The organism is Pseudomonas sp. TWRC1-2, assembly GCF_049896685.1.
Taxonomy (GTDB): domain Bacteria; phylum Pseudomonadota; class Gammaproteobacteria; order Pseudomonadales; family Pseudomonadaceae; genus Aquipseudomonas.
The window spans coordinates 19,623-43,613 of record NZ_JAFCUU010000009.1; the positions used below are offsets into that span (position 1 = coordinate 19,623).

At 62.0% G+C, this 23,991-nt stretch carries 21 protein-coding genes; 11 read left to right on the forward strand and 10 right to left on the reverse strand.

What is annotated here, in order from left to right; all coding sequences use genetic code 11:
• Window positions 1-132 precede the first annotated feature (132 nt).
• Window positions 133-2,007 carry a SurA N-terminal domain-containing protein gene (locus tag ACP7B3_RS23575; protein WP_426181166.1) on the forward strand — a complete coding sequence of 625 codons (1,875 nt, stop codon included), beginning with the start codon at window positions 133-135 and terminating at the stop codon, window positions 2,005-2,007.
• A gap of 48 nt (window positions 2,008-2,055) precedes the next feature.
• Here the strand turns inward: ACP7B3_RS23575 and ACP7B3_RS23580 are convergent, their stop codons facing one another.
• Complete coding sequence (locus ACP7B3_RS23580; protein ID WP_426181169.1) at window positions 2,056-3,234, reverse strand: MFS transporter; 1,179 nt, start codon at window positions 3,232-3,234, stop codon at window positions 2,056-2,058.
• A gap of 117 nt (window positions 3,235-3,351) precedes the next feature.
• Between ACP7B3_RS23580 and ACP7B3_RS23585 the strand changes: the two genes are divergently transcribed.
• Both ACP7B3_RS23585 and ACP7B3_RS23590 read left to right on the forward strand, forming a co-directional pair.
• Entirely contained in the window at window positions 3,352-4,251 is a 900-nt protein-coding gene (locus tag ACP7B3_RS23585) for a LysR family transcriptional regulator (RefSeq protein WP_426181172.1), read from the forward strand.
• 89 nt (window positions 4,252-4,340) lie between these two features.
• Window positions 4,341-5,147: a DUF2242 domain-containing protein gene (locus ACP7B3_RS23590; RefSeq protein ID WP_426181175.1), complete on the forward strand. Its 807-nt coding sequence runs from the start codon at window positions 4,341-4,343 to the stop codon at window positions 5,145-5,147.
• A 1-nt stretch (window position 5,148) separates the two neighbouring features.
• Here the strand turns inward: ACP7B3_RS23590 and aceE are convergent, their stop codons facing one another.
• Entirely contained in the window at window positions 5,149-7,809 is a 2,661-nt protein-coding gene (gene aceE, locus ACP7B3_RS23595) for a pyruvate dehydrogenase (acetyl-transferring), homodimeric type (protein ID WP_426181178.1), read from the reverse strand.
• A 145-nt stretch (window positions 7,810-7,954) separates the two neighbouring features.
• On the opposite strand from aceE, the gene ACP7B3_RS23600 reads away from it, so the two are divergent.
• A complete protein-coding gene (locus ACP7B3_RS23600; protein WP_426181181.1) occupies window positions 7,955-8,425 on the forward strand; it encodes a MarR family winged helix-turn-helix transcriptional regulator in 471 nt (156 codons plus the stop codon).
• Between the two features lie 66 nt (window positions 8,426-8,491).
• Here ACP7B3_RS23600 and ACP7B3_RS23605 read toward each other — a convergent pair whose 3' ends face one another.
• The 3 genes from ACP7B3_RS23605 to ACP7B3_RS23615 form a co-directional block, all read right to left on the reverse strand.
• The gene (locus ACP7B3_RS23605) at window positions 8,492-9,493 is read right to left on the reverse strand and encodes a transketolase-like TK C-terminal-containing protein (protein WP_426181184.1); all 1,002 of its coding nucleotides are present in this window, start codon (window positions 9,491-9,493) and stop codon (window positions 8,492-8,494) included.
• 326 nt (window positions 9,494-9,819) lie between these two features.
• Entirely contained in the window at window positions 9,820-10,854 is a 1,035-nt protein-coding gene (locus ACP7B3_RS23610; RefSeq protein WP_426181187.1) for an AraC family transcriptional regulator, read from the reverse strand.
• A 4-nt stretch (window positions 10,855-10,858) separates the two neighbouring features.
• Complete coding sequence (locus ACP7B3_RS23615) at window positions 10,859-11,989, reverse strand: carbon-nitrogen hydrolase family protein (protein WP_242199333.1); 1,131 nt, start codon at window positions 11,987-11,989, stop codon at window positions 10,859-10,861.
• Between the two features lie 212 nt (window positions 11,990-12,201).
• Between ACP7B3_RS23615 and ACP7B3_RS23620 the strand changes: the two genes are divergently transcribed.
• The gene (locus ACP7B3_RS23620) at window positions 12,202-14,241 is read left to right on the forward strand and encodes an FAD-dependent oxidoreductase (RefSeq protein WP_426181190.1); all 2,040 of its coding nucleotides are present in this window, start codon (window positions 12,202-12,204) and stop codon (window positions 14,239-14,241) included.
• Between the two features lie 57 nt (window positions 14,242-14,298).
• Window positions 14,299-15,186 carry a 1-aminocyclopropane-1-carboxylate deaminase/D-cysteine desulfhydrase gene (locus ACP7B3_RS23625; protein WP_426181193.1) on the forward strand — a complete coding sequence of 296 codons (888 nt, stop codon included), beginning with the start codon at window positions 14,299-14,301 and terminating at the stop codon, window positions 15,184-15,186.
• A 4-nt stretch (window positions 15,187-15,190) separates the two neighbouring features.
• Here ACP7B3_RS23625 and ACP7B3_RS23630 read toward each other — a convergent pair whose 3' ends face one another.
• From ACP7B3_RS23630 to ACP7B3_RS23640, 3 genes are all read right to left on the reverse strand, one after another.
• Window positions 15,191-15,751, reverse strand: coding sequence for a cytochrome b (locus ACP7B3_RS23630; RefSeq protein ID WP_242199336.1), 561 nt, complete (start codon window positions 15,749-15,751; stop codon window positions 15,191-15,193).
• Between the two features lie 113 nt (window positions 15,752-15,864).
• Entirely contained in the window at window positions 15,865-16,692 is an 828-nt protein-coding gene (phnX, locus tag ACP7B3_RS23635) for a phosphonoacetaldehyde hydrolase (protein ID WP_145163950.1), read from the reverse strand.
• Between the two features lie 28 nt (window positions 16,693-16,720).
• Window positions 16,721-17,830 carry a 2-aminoethylphosphonate--pyruvate transaminase gene (locus ACP7B3_RS23640; protein WP_426181198.1) on the reverse strand — a complete coding sequence of 370 codons (1,110 nt, stop codon included), beginning with the start codon at window positions 17,828-17,830 and terminating at the stop codon, window positions 16,721-16,723.
• 112 nt (window positions 17,831-17,942) lie between these two features.
• Here ACP7B3_RS23640 and ACP7B3_RS23645 point away from each other — a divergent pair, with 112 nt between their 5' ends.
• Together ACP7B3_RS23645 and ACP7B3_RS23650 are read left to right on the forward strand one after the other, a co-directional pair.
• Window positions 17,943-18,800: a LysR substrate-binding domain-containing protein gene (locus ACP7B3_RS23645; RefSeq protein ID WP_145163954.1), complete on the forward strand. Its 858-nt coding sequence runs from the start codon at window positions 17,943-17,945 to the stop codon at window positions 18,798-18,800.
• Between the two features lie 99 nt (window positions 18,801-18,899).
• Window positions 18,900-19,607: a YebC/PmpR family DNA-binding transcriptional regulator gene (locus ACP7B3_RS23650; protein WP_090402660.1), complete on the forward strand. Its 708-nt coding sequence runs from the start codon at window positions 18,900-18,902 to the stop codon at window positions 19,605-19,607.
• 123 nt (window positions 19,608-19,730) lie between these two features.
• Here ACP7B3_RS23650 and ACP7B3_RS23655 read toward each other — a convergent pair whose 3' ends face one another.
• Window positions 19,731-21,035, reverse strand: a complete 1,305-nt coding sequence (locus ACP7B3_RS23655) for a protein kinase (protein ID WP_426181202.1) — start codon at window positions 21,033-21,035, stop codon at window positions 19,731-19,733.
• Window positions 21,036-21,075: 40 nt separating this feature from the next.
• Window positions 21,076-22,170, reverse strand: a complete 1,095-nt coding sequence (gene zapE / locus ACP7B3_RS23660; RefSeq protein ID WP_426181205.1) for a cell division protein ZapE — start codon at window positions 22,168-22,170, stop codon at window positions 21,076-21,078.
• Window positions 22,171-22,358: 188 nt separating this feature from the next.
• Here zapE and ACP7B3_RS23665 point away from each other — a divergent pair, with 188 nt between their 5' ends.
• Genes ACP7B3_RS23665 through ACP7B3_RS23675 form a run of 3 tightly spaced genes read left to right on the forward strand, consistent with a single transcriptional unit; the run spans window position 22,359 to window position 23,986 of the window.
• Complete coding sequence (locus tag ACP7B3_RS23665; RefSeq protein ID WP_106578827.1) at window positions 22,359-22,886, forward strand: Csu type fimbrial protein; 528 nt, start codon at window positions 22,359-22,361, stop codon at window positions 22,884-22,886.
• Window positions 22,880-23,434 carry a spore coat U domain-containing protein gene (locus ACP7B3_RS23670; RefSeq protein ID WP_262207546.1) on the forward strand — a complete coding sequence of 185 codons (555 nt, stop codon included), beginning with the start codon at window positions 22,880-22,882 and terminating at the stop codon, window positions 23,432-23,434. The genes ACP7B3_RS23665 and ACP7B3_RS23670 overlap by 7 nt, the downstream gene beginning before the upstream one ends.
• A gap of 18 nt (window positions 23,435-23,452) precedes the next feature.
• Window positions 23,453-23,986 carry a Csu type fimbrial protein gene (locus ACP7B3_RS23675; RefSeq protein WP_404483384.1) on the forward strand — a complete coding sequence of 178 codons (534 nt, stop codon included), beginning with the start codon at window positions 23,453-23,455 and terminating at the stop codon, window positions 23,984-23,986.
• Window positions 23,987-23,991 lie beyond the last annotated feature (5 nt).

The window sequence follows — 23,991 nt, forward strand, 5'->3', positions numbered from 1 at the left end:
GTTGGTTCAAACCCCCGTCCGCTCCGCCAGTTACGAGAAGGCGCATCCTCGGATGCGCCTTTCTTCTATCCGGACTCTACCCACGCTCCACGGTTGCCTAATTTTTGAAGATCAACCGTTTCTGGGGGACGCATGCTGCAAAATATCAGGGACAATTCACAAGGCTGGATTGCCAAGACCATTATCGGGATCATCGTCGCATTGATGGCGTTCACCGGTATCGAGGCCATTTTCCAGGCTTCGACCAACAACAAGCAGGACGTGGCCAAGGTCAACGGTGAAGAGATCACCCAAACCGAATTGAGCCAGGCCGTCGACATGCAACGTCGCCAGCTGATGCAACAGCTGGGCAAGGATTTCGATGCTTCCCTGCTGGACGAAAAACTGCTGCGCGATGCGGCCCTCAAGGGTCTGATCGATCGCAAACTGCTGCTGCAAGGTGCTGCCGATTCCAAGTTCGGCTTCTCTGAAGCGGCGCTTGACCAAGTGATCCTGCAGACGCCGGAATTCCAGGTGGACGGCCAGTTCAACGCCGAACGCTTTGACCAGGTGATCCGTCAACTGGGCTACAGCCGTCTGCAATTCCGTCAGATGCTGACCCAGGAAATGCTGATCGGCCAGGTTCGCGCAGGTCTCGCCGGCAGCGGCTTTGTCACCGACGCCGAAGTGCTGGCATTCGCCCGTCTGGAAAAACAGACCCGCGACTTCGCCACCGTCAACATCAAGGCCGATCCTACGGCGGTGAAGCTCACCGACGATGAGGTCAAGGCTTACTACGACCAGCACGCCAAAGAGTTCATGACCCCGGACCAGGTGGTTATCGACTACCTGGAATTGAAGAAGTCTTCGTTCTTCGACCAGGTCACTGTCAAGGACGATGAGCTGCAGGCTGCCTATCAGAAAGAAACCGCCAACCTCGCTGAACAGCGTCGTGCCGCGCACATCCTGATTGAAGTCAACGACAAGACAACCGACGCGCAAGCCAAGGCCAAGATCGAAGAAATCCAGGCACGCCTGGCCAAGGGTGAGAAGTTCGACGCCCTGGCCAAGGAGTTCTCCCAGGACCCAGGTTCGGCCGCCAATGGCGGTGACCTCGGCTTCGCGGGTCCTGGCGTCTACGATCCGGACTTCGAAACTGCCCTGTACGCCTTGAACAAGGACCAGGTGTCAGCGCCGGTACGCACCACCTTCGGTTGGCACCTGATCAAGCTGTTGGGCGTTGAAGCACCGCAAGTGCCGTCGTTCGCCAGCCTGAAAGACAAGCTGACGCGCGAGCTCAAAACTCAGCAGGTTGAGCAACGTTTTGTCGAGGCTACCAAGCAATTGGAAGATGCGGCATTCGAAGCCTCCGACCTGGCTCAGCCGGCGTCTGACCTGAAGCTCACCGTGCACACCTCGGCGCCGTTTGGCCATGAAGGTGGCGAAGGTGTTGCCGCCAACCGTGCCGTGGTCACTGCTGCATTCAGCCCGGAAGTGCTGGATGAAGGTGCCAACAGCACCGCCATTGAGCTGGACCCGGAAACCATCATTGTGCTGCGGGCCAAAGAGCATCTGAAGCCTACGCAATTGCCACTGGAAAGCGTCTCGGCCGCTATCCGTGCGCAGATGACCAAGGAGCGCGCCAGCGCGGCTGCCAAGGCTCATGCTGACGAGTTGATCGCCAGCCTGCGTGATGGCAAAACTGCGCTGAACCAGCCGATCGACGGCCAGGCCTGGAAAGTCACTGAAGCGGCTACCCGTAGCCAGGAAGCGATCGACCCGGCCGTGCTGCAAGCCCTGTTCCGCATGCCCAAGCCTGCGAGCAAGGACAAGCCGACCTTCACTACCGTGACCCTGGCGGACGGTAGCCTGGTGATCGTGCGCTTGAACGGCGTCAACGAAGCCGCTGCGCCTACGGACGAAGAAAAGGCGCAATACCGCCGCTTCCTCGCTTCCCGTATTGGCCAGCAAGACTTTGCCGCCTACCGCAAGCAGTTGGAAACCAAGGCTGACATCAAGAAATTCTGATGTTGGTTTGAAGTAAAAAGCCCCCGCTCTGAAAGGATCGGGGGCTTTTTATTGGCTGCTCTTCAGGCTGGCGATCACAGCCAATAGCATCAGCAGCACAACCGCCCACGCGAAGGCGCCGACGCCCCAGCCTTGAAGTAATACGCCACCGACCAACCCGCCGCCGGCAATGCCAAGGTTCCATACAGTGACCAGCATCGACTGCGCTGCATCCGCCGATGCACCGGCCGCCTTGGCCAGTGCGGTTTGCAGCAATGCTGGCAGGCCGCCGAACGCCAGGCCCCATAACGCCAAGGCGCCGTAGACAACCACTGGCGACTCGATCCAGAACGCGAGCGCCAGGGCGATCAAGCCAAACAGCGCACAGCTGGCCACGAGCAACACCCGCAACCATCGATCAATCAGTACGCTCGCCAGCCAGATGCTCAGCAGCGCGGCAAGGCCAAATGCCAGCAGCACACGATCAATCTCGGCGGCGATTCCGGCGGGCCCCAGCAGGGGCGCCACGTAGGTATAGAGAATGTTGTGGGCCAGCACGTAGGTAAAGGTCACCCACAGCACCGGACGAATGCCTGGCAAATTCAGGACTTGGCGCAGCCCCAGACGTTTTCCCGCAGGTTCGCCTGCAAAATCCGGCAGCTGCCAGCGCGCCCAAATCAGCAGCAACAGCGTCAGCCCGGTCATGATTGCGAAACTCAAGCGCCAACCAACAGTGGTGCCCAGGAACGTGCCCGCCGGCACACCCAGAGACAAGGCCAGGGGCGCGCCAAGCATCGCCACGGCAATCGCCCGCCCTTGTAGGTGCGGCGCAACCATGCGGCTGGCATATCCCGCCAGCAGCGCCCAGAGCAGCCCGGCGAAAACACCGGCGAAGAAACGTGCCACCAAGGTCACCCCGTAATGGCTGGAAAACGCTGTCACGCTGTTGACCAAGGCAAAGCCGCCGATCGCAATCAGCAGCAATGGCCGTCGACGCCAGCCTCGGGTCAGCAGCGTGAGAGGAATGGCTGCGAGCAATGAGCCGAGGGCATACAGGGTGACCAACTGGCCCACCAGTGCCGGCGAGACGCCCAGGCCGTCGCTCATCTGCGGCAAGAGCCCGGCGGGCATTGCCTCGGTGAGAATGGTGATAAACCCGGCCGAAGCCAACGCCAGCAAGCCACCCAGTGGCAGGGCCTGACGTTGGTTGGCGGGGGCCGAATCGGTTATTGCAGGGCTGTTGCTCATCGCACGCTATCCATGGAAAAAGGCCAGGAAGCAGGGTAGGGGGCTGTGAGCTGCGGAAAAACAGGCTAAGGTTCCGAACTTATCGGACACCTACGTCCGCAATTGGCAGGTAAGCCCATGGACAGCCTGAGCAGTCTCTCGGTATTCGTGCATGTCGCGGAAACCCGCAGCTTCACCGCCGCTGGCCGCGTACTTGGCGTGTCTTCCTCGGCGGTGGGCAAAAGCATCGCACGCACCGAGGAGCGCCTGGGCGTGCGCCTGTTTCACCGCAGTACGCGCAGCATCACCTTGACCAGCGAGGGGGCGTTGTTTCTCGAGCGTTCGCGACGGATTCTCGCCGAAGTCGAGGCCGCGGAGCGGGAGCTGACCGAGGCCACCCTCACGCCGCGCGGCAAGTTGCGGATCAGCGTGCCGCAGGTGCGTGGGCTGTTGATGCCGGTGCTCAGCGATTTCATGCGTGCGTACCCGGACATCGAACTGGATGTGGATTTTTCCGACCGCATGGTGGATGTGATCGAGGAAGGCTTCGACGCGGTGATTCGTACAGGCCGGCCGGAAGATTCGCGCTTGATGGCGCGTCATCTGGGGCACTACCGTCTGGTGCTGGTGGGGACGCCAGCCTATTTCGAGCAACATGGCACCCCGCAGCAGCCCCGGGACTTGAGCGGCCACGCTTGCCTGCGCCACAAATTCTGCGCCACCGGCAAATTGGAGCCATGGCCATTGCGTCCTGTGCCAGGCGCTGCAGAACCTGTTTTGCGCACGCCGTTGGTCAGCACGACCATTGAATCGCTCAACCATGTGGTGCACGAAGGCCTGGGCATCGCCTGCCTGCCGGATTACATGGTCAGGGACGCGGTGCAGCAAGGGCATTTGCAGCGGGTGCTGGATGACTTTCTCGAGCACCGCGGCAGCTTCTGGATGTTATGGCCAGCAAGTCGCCATGCTTCAGCCAAACTGCGTGTGTTTATCGACCATATGGGCGCCGGGCTTTTTCCTGCAGGCACCGTCCTGTAGGCCTGTGACGTTTTACCGACAGGAATGCGCGCGCCAGGACCCCGTTCTGTTGCACAATACCGCCCGGACTGTTTTCCTCAGGATTTTCGATGTCGACATCATTTCACTTGCGTAGCCTCGGGTTGGCGCTGGTGCTGGCGGGCGCCGCGGGCTGCTCGTCACCCAAGACCGCTATTTATGAACATGAGAATTTCGACGACTCCGGTACATTCTCCCGTGATTACCCGGTCAGCGATGTGGCGGCCTGCGAAGCGGCGCGTCGTGCCCTGCTGAGCCAGGGCTACATCATCACCAGCAGCGATCCGAAGCTGGTCGTGGGTAACAAGAGCTTTCAGCAGACCGGCGAGACGCACCTGCAGATCAGCTTCAACGTGGTGTGTGCCGATGACGGCAAAGGCAATAACCACTCGACGATGTTTGCCAACGCCTTGCAGGATCGCTATGCGCTGAAGAAGGTCAACAACTCCGCAAGCCTCGGTGTGGGTGTGTTGGGCTCGGTGTCGATGCCGATCGGCTCCACCGATGACTCGATGGTCAAGGTGGCAAGCGAGACGGTCTCGGCGCCCAAGTTCTACGACCGTTATTTCGCGCTGGTGGATGTATTCCTGCCGCAGGAAGTGAAGAAGGCCGAGCATATTCCCGAGAAGCCCAAGGCTGACCTCGGTGTGCCGGAACCCAAGGCGGCGCCGGTAGCCGAGAAGGTCGAGGCACCGAAGGAAGAACCGACAGCGCCAGCTGCTTCGCAAACGGTGACGCCGCCTGCCGAGACGGCACCGATTGCACCCAAGGAAGACGCAGCCCCAACCCCGGCAAGCGAGCCGGCGCCGGCGCCGACCAATCCGAGCCTGCCGGCGCCAACAGAGGCGATTCCGCCGCTGCCCACGCCCGCGCAGTAACTCAGACCGCTACGGGATCCGCCTTGTCGACGTTGATCCCGTAGCGGCTGATGGCCTGAGTGATGGTGTCCCGGCCGATCACGCCGTCATCGGCCAGTGCCTTCAAGGCCGCCAGCACGATAAAGTGCCGGTCCACTTCGAAAAACTCACGCAAGGTTTCGCGGGTGTCCGATTGCCCGAACCCATCGGTGCCCAGCGCTACAAAGCGACGGCCGTGGACGAAGGGACGAACCTGATCGGCGAATAATTTCATGTAGTCCGTGGCCACTACCACCGGCCCGGCTTGCCCGGCGAGGCATTCCTCAACGTAACTCGCGCGTGGCTCGCTTTCCGGGTGCAGCAGGTTCCAGCGCTGCGCCGCGTGCCCGTCACGGCGCAGCTCGGTCAGGCTGGTGACGCTCCACACGTTGCTGTGCACGGCGAAGTCCTTTTCGAGCAAGTCGGCCGCGGCGATCACTTCGCGCAAAATTGACCCGCTGCCCATCAATTGCACCTGCGCTTGCGGGTGGCTGCTCAGTTGATACATGCCCTTGAGGATCCCGTGCTCCACGCCATCGGGCATGGCCGGGTGTGGGTAGTTCTCGTTGAGCAGGGTGATGTAGTAGTAAATGTCCTCTTGCTCGACATACATGCGCCGCATACCTTCGCGAATGATCACCGCCAGCTCGTAGGCGAACGTCGGGTCATACGACACGCAGCACGGGATCACCGACGACAGGATATGGCTGTGGCCGTCGTCATGCTGCAAGCCTTCGCCCATCAACGTGGTGCGCCCCGCCGTGGCCCCCAGCAGAAACCCACGCGCCCGCGCATCGCCCGCCGCCCAGGCCAGGTCGCCGACGCGCTGGAAGCCGAACATCGAATAGAAAATGTAGAACGGCACGGTCATCAGGCCGTGGTTGCTGTAGGACGTACTGGCCGCGATCCACGAGGAAATGGCGCCGGATTCGTTCAGGCCTTCCTGCATGATCTGTCCGTCCTTGCTCTCCTTGTAGTAGCTCAGTTGCCCGGCATCCTGTGGGGTATAAAGCTGACCCACCGCTGAATGGATGCCGATCTGACGGAACAGGCTTTCCATGCCGAAGGTGCGCGACTCATCCGGCACGATTGGCACGATCAGCTTGCCCAGGTGCGGGTCCTTGAGCAGCGTGCCAAGGATGCGCACAAAGGCCATGGTGGTGGAAATGGCGCGCTCGCCCGTGTCTTTGAGTTGGGTCGCAAATGCGCTCAGTTCGGGGATTTGCAATGACTCGATGGCACTGTGGCGCGCGGGCACATAGCCGCCCAAGGCCTGGCGACGCGCGGCGAAGTAGCGGGCTTCTTCGCTGTCGGCAGCGGGCTTGAGGTAGGGGATGTCGTCGAGCTGGTCATCCGCCACGTCCAACCCGAAGCGGTCGCGGAAAGCTTTTACCGCCTCGGCGCCCATTTTCTTCAGCTGGTGGTTGATGTTCTGGCCTTCGCCGGCTTCACCCATGCCGAAGCCCTTGACGGTTTTGGCCAGGATCACCGTCGGTTGGCCCTGGTGGCGCACGGCAGCCGCATACGCGTTGTAGACCTTGTCCGGGTCGTGGCCACCGCGTGAGAGTTTCCAGATTTCGTCGTCGGACATGTCCGCAACCAGTGCCAGCAACTCGGGGTATTTACCGAAGAAATGCTCGCGCACATAGGCGCCGTTCTGCGATTTGTAATTCTGATAATCGCCGTCCACGCATTCCATCATGCGCTGGCGCAGCAGACCGCTCTGGTCCTTTTCCAGCAGCGCGTCCCAGCCACCGCCCCAGATCACTTTGATCACATTCCAACCGGCGGCGCGGTACAGGCTTTCGAATTCCTGAATCACTTTGGCATTGCCGCGCACCGGGCCGTCCAGGCGTTGCAGGTTGCAGTTGACCACGAAGATCAGGTTGTCGAGTTTCTCGCGACCGGCGAGGGAGATGGCGGCGAGGGATTCCGGCTGGTCCATTTCGCCATCACCGAGGAAGGCCCAAACCTTGCGGCCCTGGTGTTGCTTGAGGTTGCGAAATTCCAGGTAGCGCATGAATCGCGCCTGGTAGGCCGCAGTGATCGGCCCCAGCCCCATGGACACGGTGGGGAATTGCCAGAAGTCCGGCATCAAGCGCGGGTGCGGGTAGGACGATAAACCTTCGCCACCGGCCTCGCGGCGGAAGTTATCCAACTGCGCTTCGCTGATGCGCCCCTCCAGATACGCGCGGCCATAGATGCCGGGAGAGGAATGGCCCTGGATGTACACCAGATCGCCATCGAACGTGTCGGTACGCCCACGGAAGAAGTGGTCAAAACCTACGTCGTACAGCACAGCAGCTGACGCATAAGTCGCGATATGCCCACCCACACCGGAATGTTTGCCGGCGCGCAAGACCATGGCCATGGCGTTCCAGCGGATAAACGCGTTGGTGCGACGCTCGATGGCCAGGTTGCCGGGGTAGGGCAACTGGCGGTCGACGGGAATGGTGTTGACGTAGGGGGTGGTCACCCGCCCGTAGAAGTCACCATGGCGCGCTACGTCGAAATCCAGCAACTGATCTATCAGGTAATGGGCGCGCGGGCGGCCTTCGGTGGACAGCACCGATTCGATGGACTCCAGCCACTCGCGGGTTTCCTGTGGATCGTCGTCCAGTCTTACAGCGTTATTGGGGGTCATGTGAAGCTCCAGGGTAGGCGGATTTGAAGCAGCGAGCTCCTTGTGGGAGCGGCGCCAATGTAGTTGCAATTGCAACGACATGCCTGAATCTATCGCGGGATGAGCTACTATTGCAACCTTCTTGAAATTTCCCGGATGGTGTTGCATGTCGTCGAATGAGCCTGATGTATGGTTCCGTTTTGTCAGGGCCCACAGGACGGTCATCCGTGAAATCGAGCGTCGGCTGGCTGAGGCGGGCCTGCCGCCGTACGCCTGGTATGACGCGCTGTGGGGCCTGGAAAGCGGCCCCGAGGGCACTCGCCGTATGCACGAATTGGCCGATGTGCTGGCGATCGAGCGCTACAACCTGACGCGCCTGGTGGACCGTCTGGAGAAGGACGGCCTGGTGGTGCGTTCGCGTTCAGACGGCGACGGCCGAGCGGCGTTTGCCTCGATCACCGACGCGGGTCGGGTGTTGCGCAAAAAAATGTGGACGATCTACGAAAGCACCGTCGACGAGTTGTTCCTGTCGCAAATCGAGCCGGAGCAGCGCCAGTTGTTTGCCGACACCCTGGAGCGTGCGGCGGGGTTGGCGGTGGAGGCGGGTGTGCAAACCCGTAACCGACGCAAGATCTGAGACGCGGTGCAGATCCAATGTGGAAGCGGGCTTGCCCGCCCCCACATTTTTTATCGCGTTTCCCATTCATTTAAGTGGATAGCGTTTCATCGCTATTTCCACCTGTTGTGCGTCAATACGCCCTTCATCCGCCAACGCCCTCAACGCACACACCACGATCCAGAAACGACTCGGCGCAGCGGCCTGCACCGAGCCTGCGCCCAACGCCACAAAACGCGCGTCAACGTACGGCGCCAATTGATCGACAATCGGCTGCGGATAACCGGTGACGGCGATGACCGGCGTGGTATCCCCGGCCAGGCTTTCACGCAAGTGACAGCTCTGCTGGGGCGCCATGGGGTGCAGCCGATTCCAGCGCGCAGCGGCCGCAGCCTCGCGGGCCAGTCGCGTGTAGCTGGGGCAGCTCCACAGCTGCGCCGTGATGCTCCAGTCCTGTTCAAGCAACTGTGCAGCATAAGCGACTTCCACCAGCGCCCGACCTGCACCGAGCAATCGCACATCCCCTTGGCGACGTCGGATCGGGTACATGCCCTTGAGCGCATCCTCACGGTCTTGCGCATCCAACGTCACGGCGGTCTCTTGATCATGCAGCGCCAGGTAATAAAAGCCCGGCTTGCCGTCCACATACAGCGCGCGTAACCCCGCCAGCACAATTGCGCGGGCTTCCTCACCCGAGGCCGGATCATACGGTGTGCAACGCGGGTGGTTTGCCAGCCACAGCGGCAGGGAGGGTTGCGCGCCCTTGGGCCAGTGCGAAGGCTGGTTCTCGATGTCGTTGCACAGGATGCCGCGCTGCGCGGTCTCATCCGACAACGCACACAGCTGCGCCGACGACGCTGCGCTGTGCAGGTACAGCAGTGGTTTTTCGCCGGTATTACGCGCGAACCAGCTGGGCCAGCTACCCACACGCCGGCTGCGTGACTGGCCGCGAATCACCCAGGCGTGCCTGCTGAGTTCCAGGGTATCGGCCATGGTCATCACCGTGTACAGCGGCGAACTGCGCGATGGTTCGGCGGCGTTCAGTGCGTCAATACACAGCTGCGCGGCGTTAGCGGTAGAGGCGGGCATTGGTTGAAGCTCCGGGCAACAGAGGTTCGTACCCTAATGGAAATCTGGTTGCATTTGCAATGATTGCAATCGCACGTCAAATGTCGAGCGCTAAATGAACCCAGCGCTGCTACGTTTAATCAGGATGTGCAGGAACGTCATGGCGCAGACATTTTTTCGTCATCACGGCACTTTAGGCTGGCTGTGCGGGTCATTTATTGGCAGCCGCTTTAAACCCACAAGGAGTCCATCATGGACGATTACCAAGAAGAACTGCTGGAGTACCACGCGTTTGAATTGGATCCGCTGGATCCGGTCGATGACGCCACCGAGCTGTAATACCGACTTCAGGCGGAATGCCGCTGACTGCGGCGAAATTCCCCTGGAGTCTGGTTGTTCCACCGCCTGAACGCCCGTTGAAAGGCTTGGGCCGAAGCAAAACCGAGCAAGTAGGCGATTTCGCCGAACGCCAGTTCCGTGTCACGAATGTAGGTCATGGCCAGATCGCGACGGGTGTCGTTGAGAATCGCGCGAAACTGTGTGCCTTCTTCAGCCAGTTTGCGGCGCAGGGTCCAGGTGGGCAGCTTCAAGCGTGCCGCCACTTCTTCCAGGTCGGGTTCCCGGCCGCCATTGAGCATCGGCCCCAGCAAACGGGTAATGCGCTCGCGCAGGCTGCGGGTGCGCGTCAACTGCTCCAGCTCTGCTTCACACAACTTCAACAACAGCTGCCAGGTACTGGGGCAATGCTGCGGGTTGCGCATCGCCAGGGTTTGCTGGGTCAGGCGCAGTTGATTGGCGTCGGCGCCAAATTGCACCGGGCCGTCACCCAGCATGGCGTACTGGTCACAATAGGGGGGCGCTTCAAATTCGATGTCGATGCGCTGCGCCTGCACCGGTTGTTGGGCCAGGCTGGACAATTGCTGCAGCCAGCCGGCGATGATCGAATCCACCACAAAGCGGTTGTAGGCGTTGTAGGGGCTGATGGAATAGAACCGCAGCCACGCCCCTTCGGCATCTTCGTGAAAACTCGACTGCCCGCGATAGTTGGAGCCGTACAGCGCCTCGAACCGCGTCAATGTGCGCGCGGCTTCACGCACGTTGGGCGCTTGCGCGGCGGTGACGCCTGCCAGGCCCGCCTGACTCAGGCGGCTGAGCTGGCCCATGCGCAAGCCCAGGCCCGGGTCGCCGGTCAGTTGGATGGCCGCATGGCCCAGGCGCATGTAACGCGGGATCGACAGACGCGCACCGGCTTCGGCGAGGCGCGCGGCGTCCAGGCCGTATTGCAGCAGCAGCGGTTGCGGGTCCAGGCCGTGGCTTTGAATGGCGTCCGCCAGGGTGTGCACGAAGCCCACCGACAGATCCCCGAGGCGCACCGGCTTCAAGGCGCTACAACCAGATATTCAGCAGGCGTGCGCCACGGGCGCCGCTGTCGGCGTTGACTCGCCCGTTGCTGCTGAGAAAACTGTGCCCGGCAGTGCCCAAGTCCCAGAACTGTCCACGCAAGAACACGCTCATGCCGGCGCTTGCCTGGCTGATCGGCTGTTGGCTGATCAGGGTCAAACGGTGCCAGGCTTCGCCTTCGCTGAGTTCCTCGGGCTTGAGGCTGATTTCGGGTGGCGTCGACACGCTTTTGAACCCGCGCCATGGGCGATCCCATGTGTCGCGGCCAGTCACAAATGCCGGCACGGCGACCAACTGCGCGCCTTGCTCGTTGAGTTTGCGGTAGTTGTCCGGGTACCAGCTGTCGCTGCCGATCAGGATGCCCAGGCGCCCAGCCGGGGTGTCGACCACGTTGACGATATTTTCATCGCCCGGTTGGATAAAACCGCGCTCATCGTAGATGGGGTAGAACTGGCGCTGTGGCTGGCCCACTGGCAAACCGTCGGCACCGAACACCAGGCTGGCGTTGTACAGCGGACCATGCCCGACATGCAGTTGGCCTTGTTCGACACTCGGGTTGGGCAGGGTGATGGAGCCGGCCACCAGCGTGACGCCAAACTCTTTGGCCAGGCCGCCGAACAACAGCTGATAGTCGCGCGCCATGGCGGAGGCTTTCATACGCAGGTAGGCGTCATCCATGCGGTTATCGCCGGTGGCGCTAATCCATGCGCGCGCAAACTGCAGAGGGTTGCTGGCCGACAGCCAGTTCATCGCGTCTTTTAAATGGACCGCCTGGTACAACTCGTTTTTTTCGCCGCTGAGCATCAGCCAGGTGCCGATATGTTCGGGCAGGACCACGATGGTCTTTTGATTGATCAGCCCCTGATCACGGGCCTTTTGCAGGTACGCCGCGAGCTTCAGGTGCAGGCGTTCCAGGCTCTGGTAATCGGCGGGGAACAACTCCGGCTGAATGCCCAGCAAGTTGCCACGATCGGCAGGCTCGCCTTCATTGACGGCCAGGGAAATGCGCAGGTCCGACAGGTAATGCGCCACAGGGCGCTCCTGGGTCCAGACCAGATACGCGGCGACGGCGGCAACCAGGGCCATGACGAGGGTGAACGCTAGAAGTTTACGCATGGGGCAACAGACAACAGACCGTGTGCAGGGTTCGCCGACTAGGGTAGGGCTCAGGCACCTGCTTGCCAAGGGGCGCTGTGCATTTGGATCAATAACTTGTCAGTTTCAGTCATTGAGCGGCAGTCCATCGCCTCTTAGTCTGTGGGGCATAAACCGATGCCAGGCCATTCGAGCCTGCCACGTCCCGTGATGATCCGTTGTGGAGCTGTACCATGACCGCTGCTGCCTACCCGCACCTGCTGGCCCCGTTGGACCTGGGTTTTACCACCTTGCGCAATCGCACCCTGATGGGCTCGATGCACACAGGCCTTGAAGAAAAGCCAGGTGGTTTCGAGCGCATGGCCGCCTACTTTGCCGAGCGCGCCCGTGGCGGTGTCGGCCTGATGGTCACCGGCGGGATTGGCCCGAACGACGAGGGCGGCGTGTATGCCGGTGCGGCCAAGCTGACCACTGACGAGGAAGCCCAGAAGCACAAAATCGTGACCCAGGCCGTGCACGAAGCGGGTGGCAAGATCTGCATGCAGATCCTCCACGCCGGGCGGTATGCCTACAGCCCCAAGCAAGTCGCACCGAGCGCGATCCAGGCGCCGATCAACCCGTTCAAGCCCAAGGAACTGGACGAAGAAGGCATCGAAAAGCAGATCCAGGATTTCGTCACCTGCTCGCTGCTGGCCCAGGTCGCCGAATACGACGGCGTGGAAATCATGGGTTCCGAAGGCTACTTCATTAATCAGTTCCTGGCCGCCCACACCAACCACCGCACCGACCGTTGGGGTGGCAGCTACGAAAACCGCATGCGCCTGGCGGTGGACATCGTGCGCCGCGTGCGTGAAGCCGTGGGCCCGAACTTCATTATTATCTTCCGCCTGTCGATGCTCGACCTGGTCGAAGGCGGCAGCAGCTGGGAAGAAATCGTGCAGTTGGCCAAGGCCATCGAGCAGGCCGGTGCGACCCTTATCAACACCGGTATCGGCTGGCACGAAGCGCGCATCCCGACCATCGCCACCAAAGTGCCGCGTGGCGCGTTCAGCAAAGTCACCGCCAAGCTGCGCGGTGCGGTGCAGATTCCGCTGATCACCACCAACCGCATCAATACGCCGGACATTGCCGAGCAGATCCTCGCCGAAGGCGATGCCGACATGGTCTCGATGGCGCGGCCATTTCTGGCCGACCCGGAGTTCGTCAACAAGGCGGCGGCCGGCCGCGCCGATGAAATCAACACCTGCATCGGCTGCAACCAGGCCTGCCTGGACCACACCTTTGGCGGCAAGCTGACCACCTGCCTGGTCAACCCGCGCGCCTGCTACGAAACCGAGCTGAACTACCTGCCGGTCAAGCAGATCAAGAAAATCGCCGTGGTCGGCGCCGGTCCTGCAGGCCTGGCAGCGGCTACCGTGGCGGCGGAGCGCGGCCATCAAGTGACCTTGTTCGATTCCGCCAGCGAAATCGGCGGCCAGTTCAATATCGCCAAGCGCGTGCCGGGCAAAGAGGAGTTCTTTGAAACCCTGCGCTACTTCAAGCGCAAATTGCAGACCACCCACGTCGAGGTGTGCCTCAACACCCGTGTGGATGTCGCGCAACTGGCGGCGGGCGGGTATGACGAGATTATCCTCGCCACCGGCATTGCGCCGCGTACGCCAGCGATTCCAGGCATCGACAACGCCAAGGTGCTGAGCTACCTGGACGTGATTCTTGAGCGCAAGCCGGTGGGCAAGCGCGTGGCGGTGATCGGCGCTGGCGGTATCGGCTTTGACGTCTCTGAATTTCTGGTGCACGCCGGCGTGTCCACCAGCCTGAACCGCGAAGCGTTCTGGAAGGAGTGGGGCATCGACACGCAACTGCAAGCCCGTGGTGGCGTTGCCGGCATCAAGCCGGCGCCGCATGCGCCGGCGCGTGAAGTGTTCCTGCTGCAACGCAAAACCTCCAAGGTCGGCGACGGCCTGGGCAAGACCACCGGCTGGATCCATCGCACAGGCCTGAAGAACAAGCGTGTGCAGATGCTCAACAGCGTCGAATACCTGAGCATCGATGACCAGGGGCTGCATATCCGCATCGGCGCCGACGGCGAGCCGCAGCTGCTGGCGGTGGACAACATCGTCATCTGCGCCGGGCAAGACCCGCTGCGCGAGCTGCAGGACGGCCTGGTCGCCGCAGGCCAGAACGTGCACCTGATCGGCGGCGCCGACGTGGCGGCCGAGCTGGATGCCAAGCGCGCCATCAATCAGGGCTCGCGCCTCGCTGCCGAGCTGTAAGACGGAAAAAGGGGCGGTGTTAGACTACCGCCCCTTTTTCTATTCAGATGCCTCCCGATGGGCCCTTTCGACTGGCTTCCCCACGCGCCCCTTGAACTGTTGCAGCTGGATTGGCTGAACGGCGTCGAGCTGGCCGTGCTGCGTCTGGATCGCATCGACCCGCTGATCAGCGGCAACAAGTGGTTCAAGCTCACCCAGCACCTGGCCGATGCCCAGTCGGCCGGAGCCCGCGGAGTCATCAGCCTCGGCGGCGCGCACTCCAACCACCTGCACGCGCTGGCGGCGGCCGGCAAACGCTTCGGTTTCCCGACCGTAGGCCTGTTGCGCGGCCATCCGCAAGACACACCCACTGTGCTCGACCTGAAAGCCTTCGGCATGCAGCTGCATTGGCTCGGTTACGGCGGCTATCGCGCGCGGCATGCGGCGGATTTCTGGTTGCCGTGGCACGCACAATACCCGCAACTTTACCCCGTGCCGGAAGGCGGCGGTGGAATCGCCGGTGCCTTGGGTTGTGCGGCATTGGTCGATCAAGTGCGCGCGCAATTGAACACCCTGGGCTGGGCCGACTACGACGCGTGGTGGTTGGCGGCGGGCACCGGTACGACGCTGGCCGGGTTGACGTTGGCCGAGGCGGGCGCGCGCACGGTCTATGGCGCAATGGCGGTGCCGGACGACCACGGCGTCGCTCAAAACGTGCAGGCTATCGTGCAGCAAGGGTATGAGTTGATGGACGCAAGCCGAGGCGGTTTCGCCAAGGTCGATCCGTTATTGCTTGAATTCATGCACGCCACGGAACAGGCCAGTGGTGTGCCGCTGGAGCCGCTTTACACCGCCAAGGCCTTGTTGGCGCTCAAGCAGCAGATCGAGGCCGGGCGTTTTCCCCCCGGCACTCGTCTGATCTTCGTGCATACCGGCGGCCTGCAAGGCCGACGAGGGTTTGCGTAGAGGCTTAGCCGCCGGTTTTGACTCGACCGGGCATCATCCGCAGCGCCGTGTTGTCGCGCAGGATGTAGTGGTGAATGATCCCCGCCAATGCATGCAGCCCGATCAGCCAGTAGCCGACCTTGCCGAACAGCACATGCCAGTGCTCAATCTCTTTGGCCAGAGCCTTGTTTTCAGCGATCAACGGCGGCAGCTCAATGCCATAGAACATCACCGAATGCCCCTCGGCACTGACAATCAGCCAACCGGCGATCGGCATGCCGATCATCAACGCATACAGCGCAACGTGCATCAGCGTGGCCAACAGGCTTTGCCATTGCGGGGGTGCCGGCACGATTTTCGGCGCAACGCCCAGGCTGCGCGCGAACAGGCGCAGCCACACCAGCACGAACACGGTGAGGCCAAACATGAAGTGCATTTCGACGATCAACGTACGCGCGCCACTGCCTTTGGGAAACTGGCCGCGTAACTCTATGCAGGCGTAAACCACCGCCAGTAGCACCACCATCAACCAGTGCAGCGCAATCGACATGGTGCTGTAGCGTGTATCGGAGTTTTTCCACGGCATCGCTGTGTTCCTCACTCATCAGGGCAAACCTCCGTTCTTGGTGACGGAGTCCTTTAACTGTATGCCGGTTTTGAGCGCTTTGCCTGGCGTAAATGCCGTTGTTTTGACCTCAATCAGTGGCTTTGCGGCATTTCACCGCGCGCCAGGCGCTGATTGATATCGGTGATCACTGCAGGCAGGTCGTTGATAGTGTCGATCAGGTAGTGCGGGCGCGCGCCTTCGAAGAGTTTCTCGATGCGTTTGCGCTCGCTGTTCAGGGTGGCGGCGTCCAGGTTACGAAATTGCTCGTAGGTCAGGCCCAGCGCATTGCCCGAGCAGGTGAGAGCGACGGTCCACATGCCCGCACGGCGGCCTTCGAGGATGCCCGGCACGGTGTCGTCGACCTTCACGCAAGCCGCCACATCATCGATGCCCAGCGCGATCACGTTGGCCAGTGCCTGGGCCGGCCATGGGCGGCCGTTGGGGACTTCGTCGGTGGCGACCACGTGATCAGCGAAGTAGCCATTGGTGGCGGCCAGGGCGACGACCTTGTCCATGACTTGCTTGGGGTAGCCGGAGCAGGAACCGATCTTGATGCCTTGCACACGCAGCCGCGCAATGGTGTCGAGGGCGCCGGGAATCAGCGCCGAGTGTTCGGCTATCTTCTCGATCTGCAATGGCATGAAGCGCTGGTAGATGGCGGTCACGTCATCATCCGTCGGCGTACGGCCGAACGCCTTGCGGTAACGCTCGGCCACCTGCGGCTGGTCGCAAAGGGTGCGGATGTGGTCCCACTTGCCCATGCCCATCGGGCCACGGGCCTCTTCGATGGAGACTTGCACGTCGAATTCGGCGAAGGCTTCGACGAAAATCTGGGTGGGGGCGAACGAGCCGAAGTCGACCACGGTGCCGGCCCAATCGAGGATAACGGCCTGGAGGGTGTTGGGGTTTTGATAGTTCATGGTTCAAATCCTGTGGGTAATGGGGCAATCAGACGTCCAGCACTTCCATTTCTTGCAGCACCTGCGCGATCGCCTTGACCGCTGCGCGCATGCCGGCCGCTTCGACGTGGCCGATGCAGCCAACGCGGAAGGTTTCCACTTGAGTCAATTTGCCGGGGTAAAGGATGAAACCCTTGGCCTTGACCCGCTCGTAGAAGTCCTTGAACTGGTAGCGCGGGTCCTTTGGCGCATGAAAGGTGACGATGATCGGCGCCTGGATCGCTGCCGGCAGGAGGCTGCGCAGGCCCAGTTCGGCCATGCCGTCCAGCAGCGCCTGACAGTTGCGTGCGTAGCGTTGGTGGCGCGCAGGCAGGCCGCCCTCTTCGTGGTATTGCCGCAGCGCTTCGTGCAGGGCGGCGACCACGTGCGTTGGCGGGGTGAAGCGCCATTGCCCGGTCTTGGCCATGTAGCGGTGCTGGTCGAACAGGTCCATCGCCAGGGAGTGGCAGTTGCCTTGGGCGGCGGCCAGCGACTGTTTGTTGGCAAACACAAAACCCATGCCCGGCACGCCTTCCAGGCATTTGCCCGAGGCGGCGATCAGTGCGTCGAACCGCACTTCGCGAGCGTCAATTGGCAGCGCACCGAAGGAACTCATGGCGTCGATGATCAAGCGCTTGCCGTGGCTTTTCACCACCTCAGCGATCTGCCGCAGCGGGTTGAGAATGCCGGTGCTGGTCTCGCAGTGGATCAGCGCCACGTGGGTAATGGCCGGGTCGGCGAGCAGCAGACGGTCCACATCGGCCGCAGTGGTCGGTTCATCCTCGGCGGTTTCAAAGGTGCTGAAATCGCGGCCGAGCACTTCGCAGATCTTCGCCAGGCGCTTGCCGTAGGCGCCGTTGATCAACACCAGCACCTTGCCATTGCGCGGCACCAGGGTGCCGATGGCGGCTTCGACGGCAAAGGTGCCGCTGCCTTGCAGGGGCACGCAGTGGTGGCTGTCGGCAGCGTTGAGAATCGCCAGCAACTGCTCGCAGACGCTGGCGGTGAGTTGGTTGAATCGCTGGTCCCATGAACCCCAATCCACCAGCATGGCCTGACGCGTACGCACGGACGTGGTCAGCGGGCCGGGTGTGAGCAGAATGGGCGCGGCGGTGGTCATCTCAAGTCCTCGCAAGTCTCGGGGGTTGAATCTACGGCGCCTAAATTGCAGTTTGGCTTGTTATCAATCAAATTGTTTGTTGTTATGCGAGCTATCAGTGAGGCCGATAGCTATGAACTTGTTCCAACTGCGTGCATTCGATGCCGTAGCCCGCGAGGGCAGTTTCACCCGAGCGGCGGCGCGGCTGTTCATCAGCCAGCCGGCGGTGACCGGGCACATCAAGGCTCTGGAGGAGCACTATCAGATCCCGTTGTTACGGCGCACGGCGCGGCGGGTGGAGTTGACCGAGGAGGGCACGCGCCTGGCGGCGATCACCCGCGCGATCTTCGGCCTGGTGGACGAGGCCCAGACCCTGCTGGAAGCCAACCGTCAGTTGCTCACCGGGCGCCTGGAGGTGGCGGCCGACGGCCCGCATCTGGTGATGCCGATGATCGCCAGGTTACGTGCGCGCTACCCGGGCATCACCGTCAACCTGCGCTTGGGCAATGCTCAGGAAACCCTGGCGGCGCTGTTGTCCGAGCATGCGGATGTGGCGGTGCTCACCGAGGTGGAACCGCGCAATGGCCTGCACCTGCAAGCCCTGAACGAATCGCGCATCTGCGCCTTGGTGCCGGCAGGGCATCCGTGGCTGGCCGACCCGGCGGGCATTCGCCTTGAGCAATTGCACGAAGTGATCATGGTGCTTCGCGAGCCCGGCTCGATTACCCGGCGCACCTTCGACAGCGCGTGCGCCAGCGCCGCTGTGCAGCCCAAAGTCTTGCTCGAACTGGACAGCCGTGAGGCGGTGACCGAAGCCGTCGCCGCTGAACTGGGCGTGGGGGTGGTGTCGTCAATGGAGGTCAGCCGCGATCCGCGCGTGCATGCCATTCCCTTGCAGGGCGACGGGCTGGTCAACCGGCACATGCTCGGTTGCATGCAGCGACGCCGCTCACTGCGCCTGATCCAGGCGTTTTTCGAGTTGGCGTGTTGACGGTTTTTTGCTGGAACGAATTTTTTTTGCCCTATAAACTCTGCCCCCAAAGCGCCGGCCAGTAGACGTCTCGGCGCGATGGACAGAAGAGAGTGAGTCATGGGCGCACAGTGGAAAGTCAAACATAAAGAAGCGGCATCCAATGCCAAGGGCAAGATCTTCGGCAAGCTGGTGAAAGAAATCACCATCGCCGCCCGCAACGGAGCCGACACCGCGACCAACGCCCACCTGCGTCTGGTGGTTGAGCAAGCCAAAAAGGCTTCGATGCCCAAGGAAACCCTGGAGCGTGCGATCAAGAAAGGCGCCGGCCTGCTGGGTGAAACCGTGCAGTACCACCGCGTGACCTACGAAGGGTTCGCCCCGCACCAGGTGCCGCTGATCGTCGAGTGCGTGACCGATAACATCAACCGCACCGTGGCGGAAATCCGCGTGGCGTTCCGCAAAGGTCAGTTGGGTGCTTCGGGCTCTGTGGCCTGGGACTTCAACCACGTCGGCCTGATCGAAGCGTCGCCGGACACGCCGGACGCTGATCCGGAAATGGCGGCTATCGAAGCCGGCGCCCAGGATTTTGAAGACGGCGAAGAAGAGGGCACGACCCTGTTCATCACCGAAACCACCGACCTGGATGCCGTGCAGAAAGCCCTGCCAGAGCAGGGTTTCACGGTGTTGTCGGCCAAGCTGGGCTACATCTCGAAGAACCCGGTGAGTGGTTTGACCGATGAGCAAATGGCCGAAGTCGAAGCCTTCCTGGAAGGCCTGGACAACCATGACGACGTGCAGGATATGTTCGTCGGCCTGGCTGGCTGATTTATCGCTGAATAGAACGCGGTAAAAAATGTGGGAGCGGGCTTGCTCGCGAATGCGTAGTGTCAGTCACTGATTGGGTGACTGACACACTGCATTCGCGAGCAAGCCCGCTCCCACATTTGATCAGTGGTGTGGCAGAGATTGCAGCAAGGTCTCGATCTCTTCAAAGCTCGGCCGCGCCAACACATCAGGCTGGCAGCAGCGTTTTTGCAGCGCGACCAACGCCTGGTCGTTGAACGGCGTGTCAACCCGCTCCAGCAACTCCCCCAGCAGTACCCCAAACGCCCGCACTTCAATACGCTGCAACGCCTGGGTTTCCAAGGTGTCCGCCGTGGCATGGAACGACGCCGCGCCAAAGTCCCCGAGCAAGCAATCACCTTCTGTATTCCACAGAATGTTGTGGCCATACAGGTCGCCATGGGTAATGCCGTGCCGGTGCAAATGGGCCGCCACCGACGCTATGCCGCGCGCCATGCGCAAGGCCACTTCGGGGCTGAAGCGCGTGTCGGGCGCGTAGATATCGCGCGTGCAGGACGCCAGGCTCGGCAGCGCGGCAAGGTTGCGATAGCTCGGGTCGATCAGGTCCATCACCAGCGCGGCCTGGTCATCGGGATGGCCCACCACGCGGCCTTCCACCTTGATCAAGTTGGGGTGCAGCCCTGCGGCGATGCAGGCCTGCATTTCGTGCAGCGGAGAGCCGTCGCTGGTGATCGTGCCTTTGTACAGTTTGACTGCGACAGACAACCCCCGCGGTCGCCACGCCGCCTTGCGAATGATCCCCGAGGCGCCTTCGCCCAGTACTTCGCCCAGTTCCAGTTCCGACCACGGGATGTTCGGAGTCGCGTCATCGCCCGCCACAGCCACGGCCATTTCCACCGGGTTACCGGCATAGGCCAGCCAGGTCAGGCTCGGCAGCGTCAGCAGCCACTGCGGCAGTTGAGTCAGGCGGTTGGCGGCGATGCGGATCAGTTCCAGGTTGTGGCAGTTGGCCAGGCTTTGCGGCAGGTGCGCCAGTTGGTTGCCGGCCAGCATCAGTTTCTGCAGCAACGGCCGCTCGCCCAATTCGCTGGGCAATTGGCTGATGCAGTTATCCGTGAGGATCAGCCAGCGCAACTGCGGCGGCAGGGCGGCGGCGGGCACGTGGCTGATCTGGTTGGCCTTGAAGCCGATCATGCTCAGCTGTGCGCACTGGCCCAGGCACGCCGGCAGCTCGGTGAAGGCGTTGTCCGAGCAGAACAGCACGCGCAGGTGCGACAGGCGATGCAGGTCGTCGGGCAGGCTGCTCAGGGCGTTGCCCGTGAGGTTGAGGATTTCCAGGGAGTCGGCCAGTTCGAAGATTTCCCGCGGGAATTCGGTCAGCCCGCAGGACAGGTCCAGGCGCGTGATGCCAGCCAGTTGGCCGGCCTTGAGTTGGGCGAGGGTATTCATGAACGGCGCAGTCACTCGGCAAGAGGGCGTAAAAAGGCGCTCATGATACCGGGTGAGGCGCCGGTTGCGGGCAGACGGTTTGCAATTGGTTCAGACGGCTCGCGGTGCGAGCGAGGTCGATGGCCTGCCCTTCAAGGGCATGCGCCAAGGGGTGTTGGCCGATCAGCGTCAGGCGTTTGTCCTGGTCGTACAGCACGTCCACCAGGTTGATAAACCGCTGTTGCACGGCAATCGGGCAGTCTGCCAACTGGGGCAGCCCGTCGACAATCCAGTGGTCGAAGTCCTCGCAGAGCAGCAAGTAATCCATCACGGCCGTGAGTTGTTCGCACAGGTCGTTGAAGGTGAACGCGATGGTTGGCGCCTGATGGTGGCGACATATCAGCTGGCGGTTGCCGACGGTCAGGCGTTGCGCAGGGCAATCGGTGGTGGGCAGCCCGAGCATTTCACGCTGGGCGGGCGTGCCCGGCCAAACATACTGGCCGGCGCTGAAGTGCTGCTCGGCATGCGCTTGGGGCAAGCTGCGAAAATCCTGGGGTGAGCTGACCTCCAGCACGTCCATCCGCGCGGCAATCAGGTCGATCACCGGTTTGAAGCGTTCGTGGTACAGCGGGTTGGGCAGCAGCCCCTCGGGTGCATAGTTTGAGGTCACCAGCACCAGCACGCCGCGCTCGAACAAGGCCTTGAACAACCGGCTGATAAGCATGGCATCGCCGATATCGTGAACATGGAATTCGTCGAAACACAGCACCCGGCATCCCGCCAGCAGCTCATCGAGGGTCACGCTCAGGGCGTCGTCGTGCTCACGGTGCGTAAACATGCCCCGATGCAGGCGGGCAAAAAACGCATGGAAGTGCACGCGCTGCTTGTCGGCAATCGGCAGCGCCTGGAAGAACCCATCGAGCAGCCAGCTCTTGCCGCGCCCCACCGGGCCGTGCAGGTACAGGCTGCGCGTTGCACGGTTGGCGAGCAGGTGCTGGGTCTCGCGGGCGAGGGCGGCAATCGCCCGGTTTTGGCCTGCACTCAGGGTATAGCCCTGTTGCCTGGCTTTGTTCTCAAAGAACGCCGGGATAGGCGAGGGGGCCAGGACGGCGGTTTTTTTGCCCAGCAAACGCTGAATCAGGGGAAGCACAGCCAATGCAAGTCACTCTGTCGTGCGGTGGTCGCTCACTTTAGGGCGCCCGAGGCGATTTGACCAATAGAGAAGCGCGCCGCCAGCTATCTCGAAAAAGCATGGCTTAGGGGCAATCCTGGGCAAACTGGCGGTTTCTCCTTAAATGGCTAACCTCATACACAGTTGTCACCCCTGTATAAGGAATTGGGGCTGTGAAGGGACGAGCAGTATTGGCAGTGATGGGCGCCATACTCTGTAACACGGTTTACGCTGCGCAACTTCAGGTAGAAGTGCGCATCGACGTGCAACGGGGCTGCCAGCTGGTGGGCATCACCCGCGATGCGGGTATCGAGCAGCTGGGCGTGTTGGACTTTGGCAGCGGCCCGCGTCTGGATGACCCGGCCGGCCCGTTGAGTGCGGCCTTGATCAGCCAGCGCCAGCCGCGCCTGGAATGCAACCCGGACACACCCTATCAAATGCGCGTTGACGGCGGCCTGCATGGCGGCGTCGGCGAAGTGCGCTACCTCAGCGCCGCGACCCCCTCGAGCAAACCTATTCCCTATCGCCTTTACGCCGACGCCGCGCGACGTATTGCCTTGCCCGTGAATGAACCGCTCAGTGGCCGCGTGCCGGACTCGGGCAGCGTCGACTTGCCCTTATATGGCCGCATCGAACCGCTCAAGGACATCCCCGCCGTCGGCCGCTACACCGACCTGCTCAAGGTCACGGTCACATGGTAAGCCGGGGCTGGGCCCTCGTGGCCATGGGCGGCCTGTTGCTGCTGGCGGAGGACGCCCAGGCGGCCGTGGCCGGGCAGATTCATGCGCGGCTGGTGATAACTGCCAGTTGTGAGGTGAGCAAGGGCGCCGCAAGCTCGCCCGTGAGCGCGCCCGTGAGCCCTGTGGGCGGCACGGCAATGCTCGATTTTGGCAGCCAGGGCCCGACCTGGATCAACCCACTGGGCGCAGCCGTTTCCGATGGCGACAAGGCGCCGCTGTCGGTGTCCTGCAACCCGTCGGTGGTCAGCAGTTTCACCGTGACTATCGACGGCGGCGCGCACGGCGATGGCACCACGCGACGCTTGAGCAACGGGCGTCAGACCATTCCGTATCGGCTGTCGGCTGATCCGCTGGGCCACAGCACTTACAGCGTTGGCCAACAACGCAATTTCGTCGTGACCAAGGGCACGCAAGTACCGATCCCGGTATTCGGCTCGGTGGTGGCGAATACCAGGGCCCTACCGGCCGGCATCTACACAGACACCCTGACGGTGACTCTGGATTGGTAAATCATGAGGATGAACATCATGCATGCACTTGTATCAAAAGCAGTTTTTCCATTGATGGCACTGGTGTGGGTGTCGGGTGCGCAGGCGGCCACGGTCGCCGGCACCGTCACCGCAACGCTGGTGTTGACCAGCAGTTGCCAGGTCAATGGCGCGGCAGCCACTGGCGGGATGAGCTTCGGTAACTTGAACTTCGGTACGGCCAACAGCCTGTTCACTGAAGCCGACGGCCAGGTGCTGGGCGGCGGCGGTGGCGCGTTGTCGATTCTGTGTTCGGCGGGCACTTCACCGACGCTGACCGTGTCTGCCGGCGCCAACGACGGCAAGTCCGTGGGCGGTGGCCGCGCGCTGTACGACGGTGTGGCCAATTACGTGCCGTATGACCTGTTCACCGACAGTGGTCACTCCAATTTGCTCGCCATCGGTGGGGTGATCAACCTGGCGCCCAGCACGGGTGTGGCGCAGGCGGTGAATATTTACGGTAAGGCCAACGGCAAGGCCGGGCTGCCGGCCGGGACTTACACCGACACGGTCAACGTGACGCTGACGTTCTAAGCGCC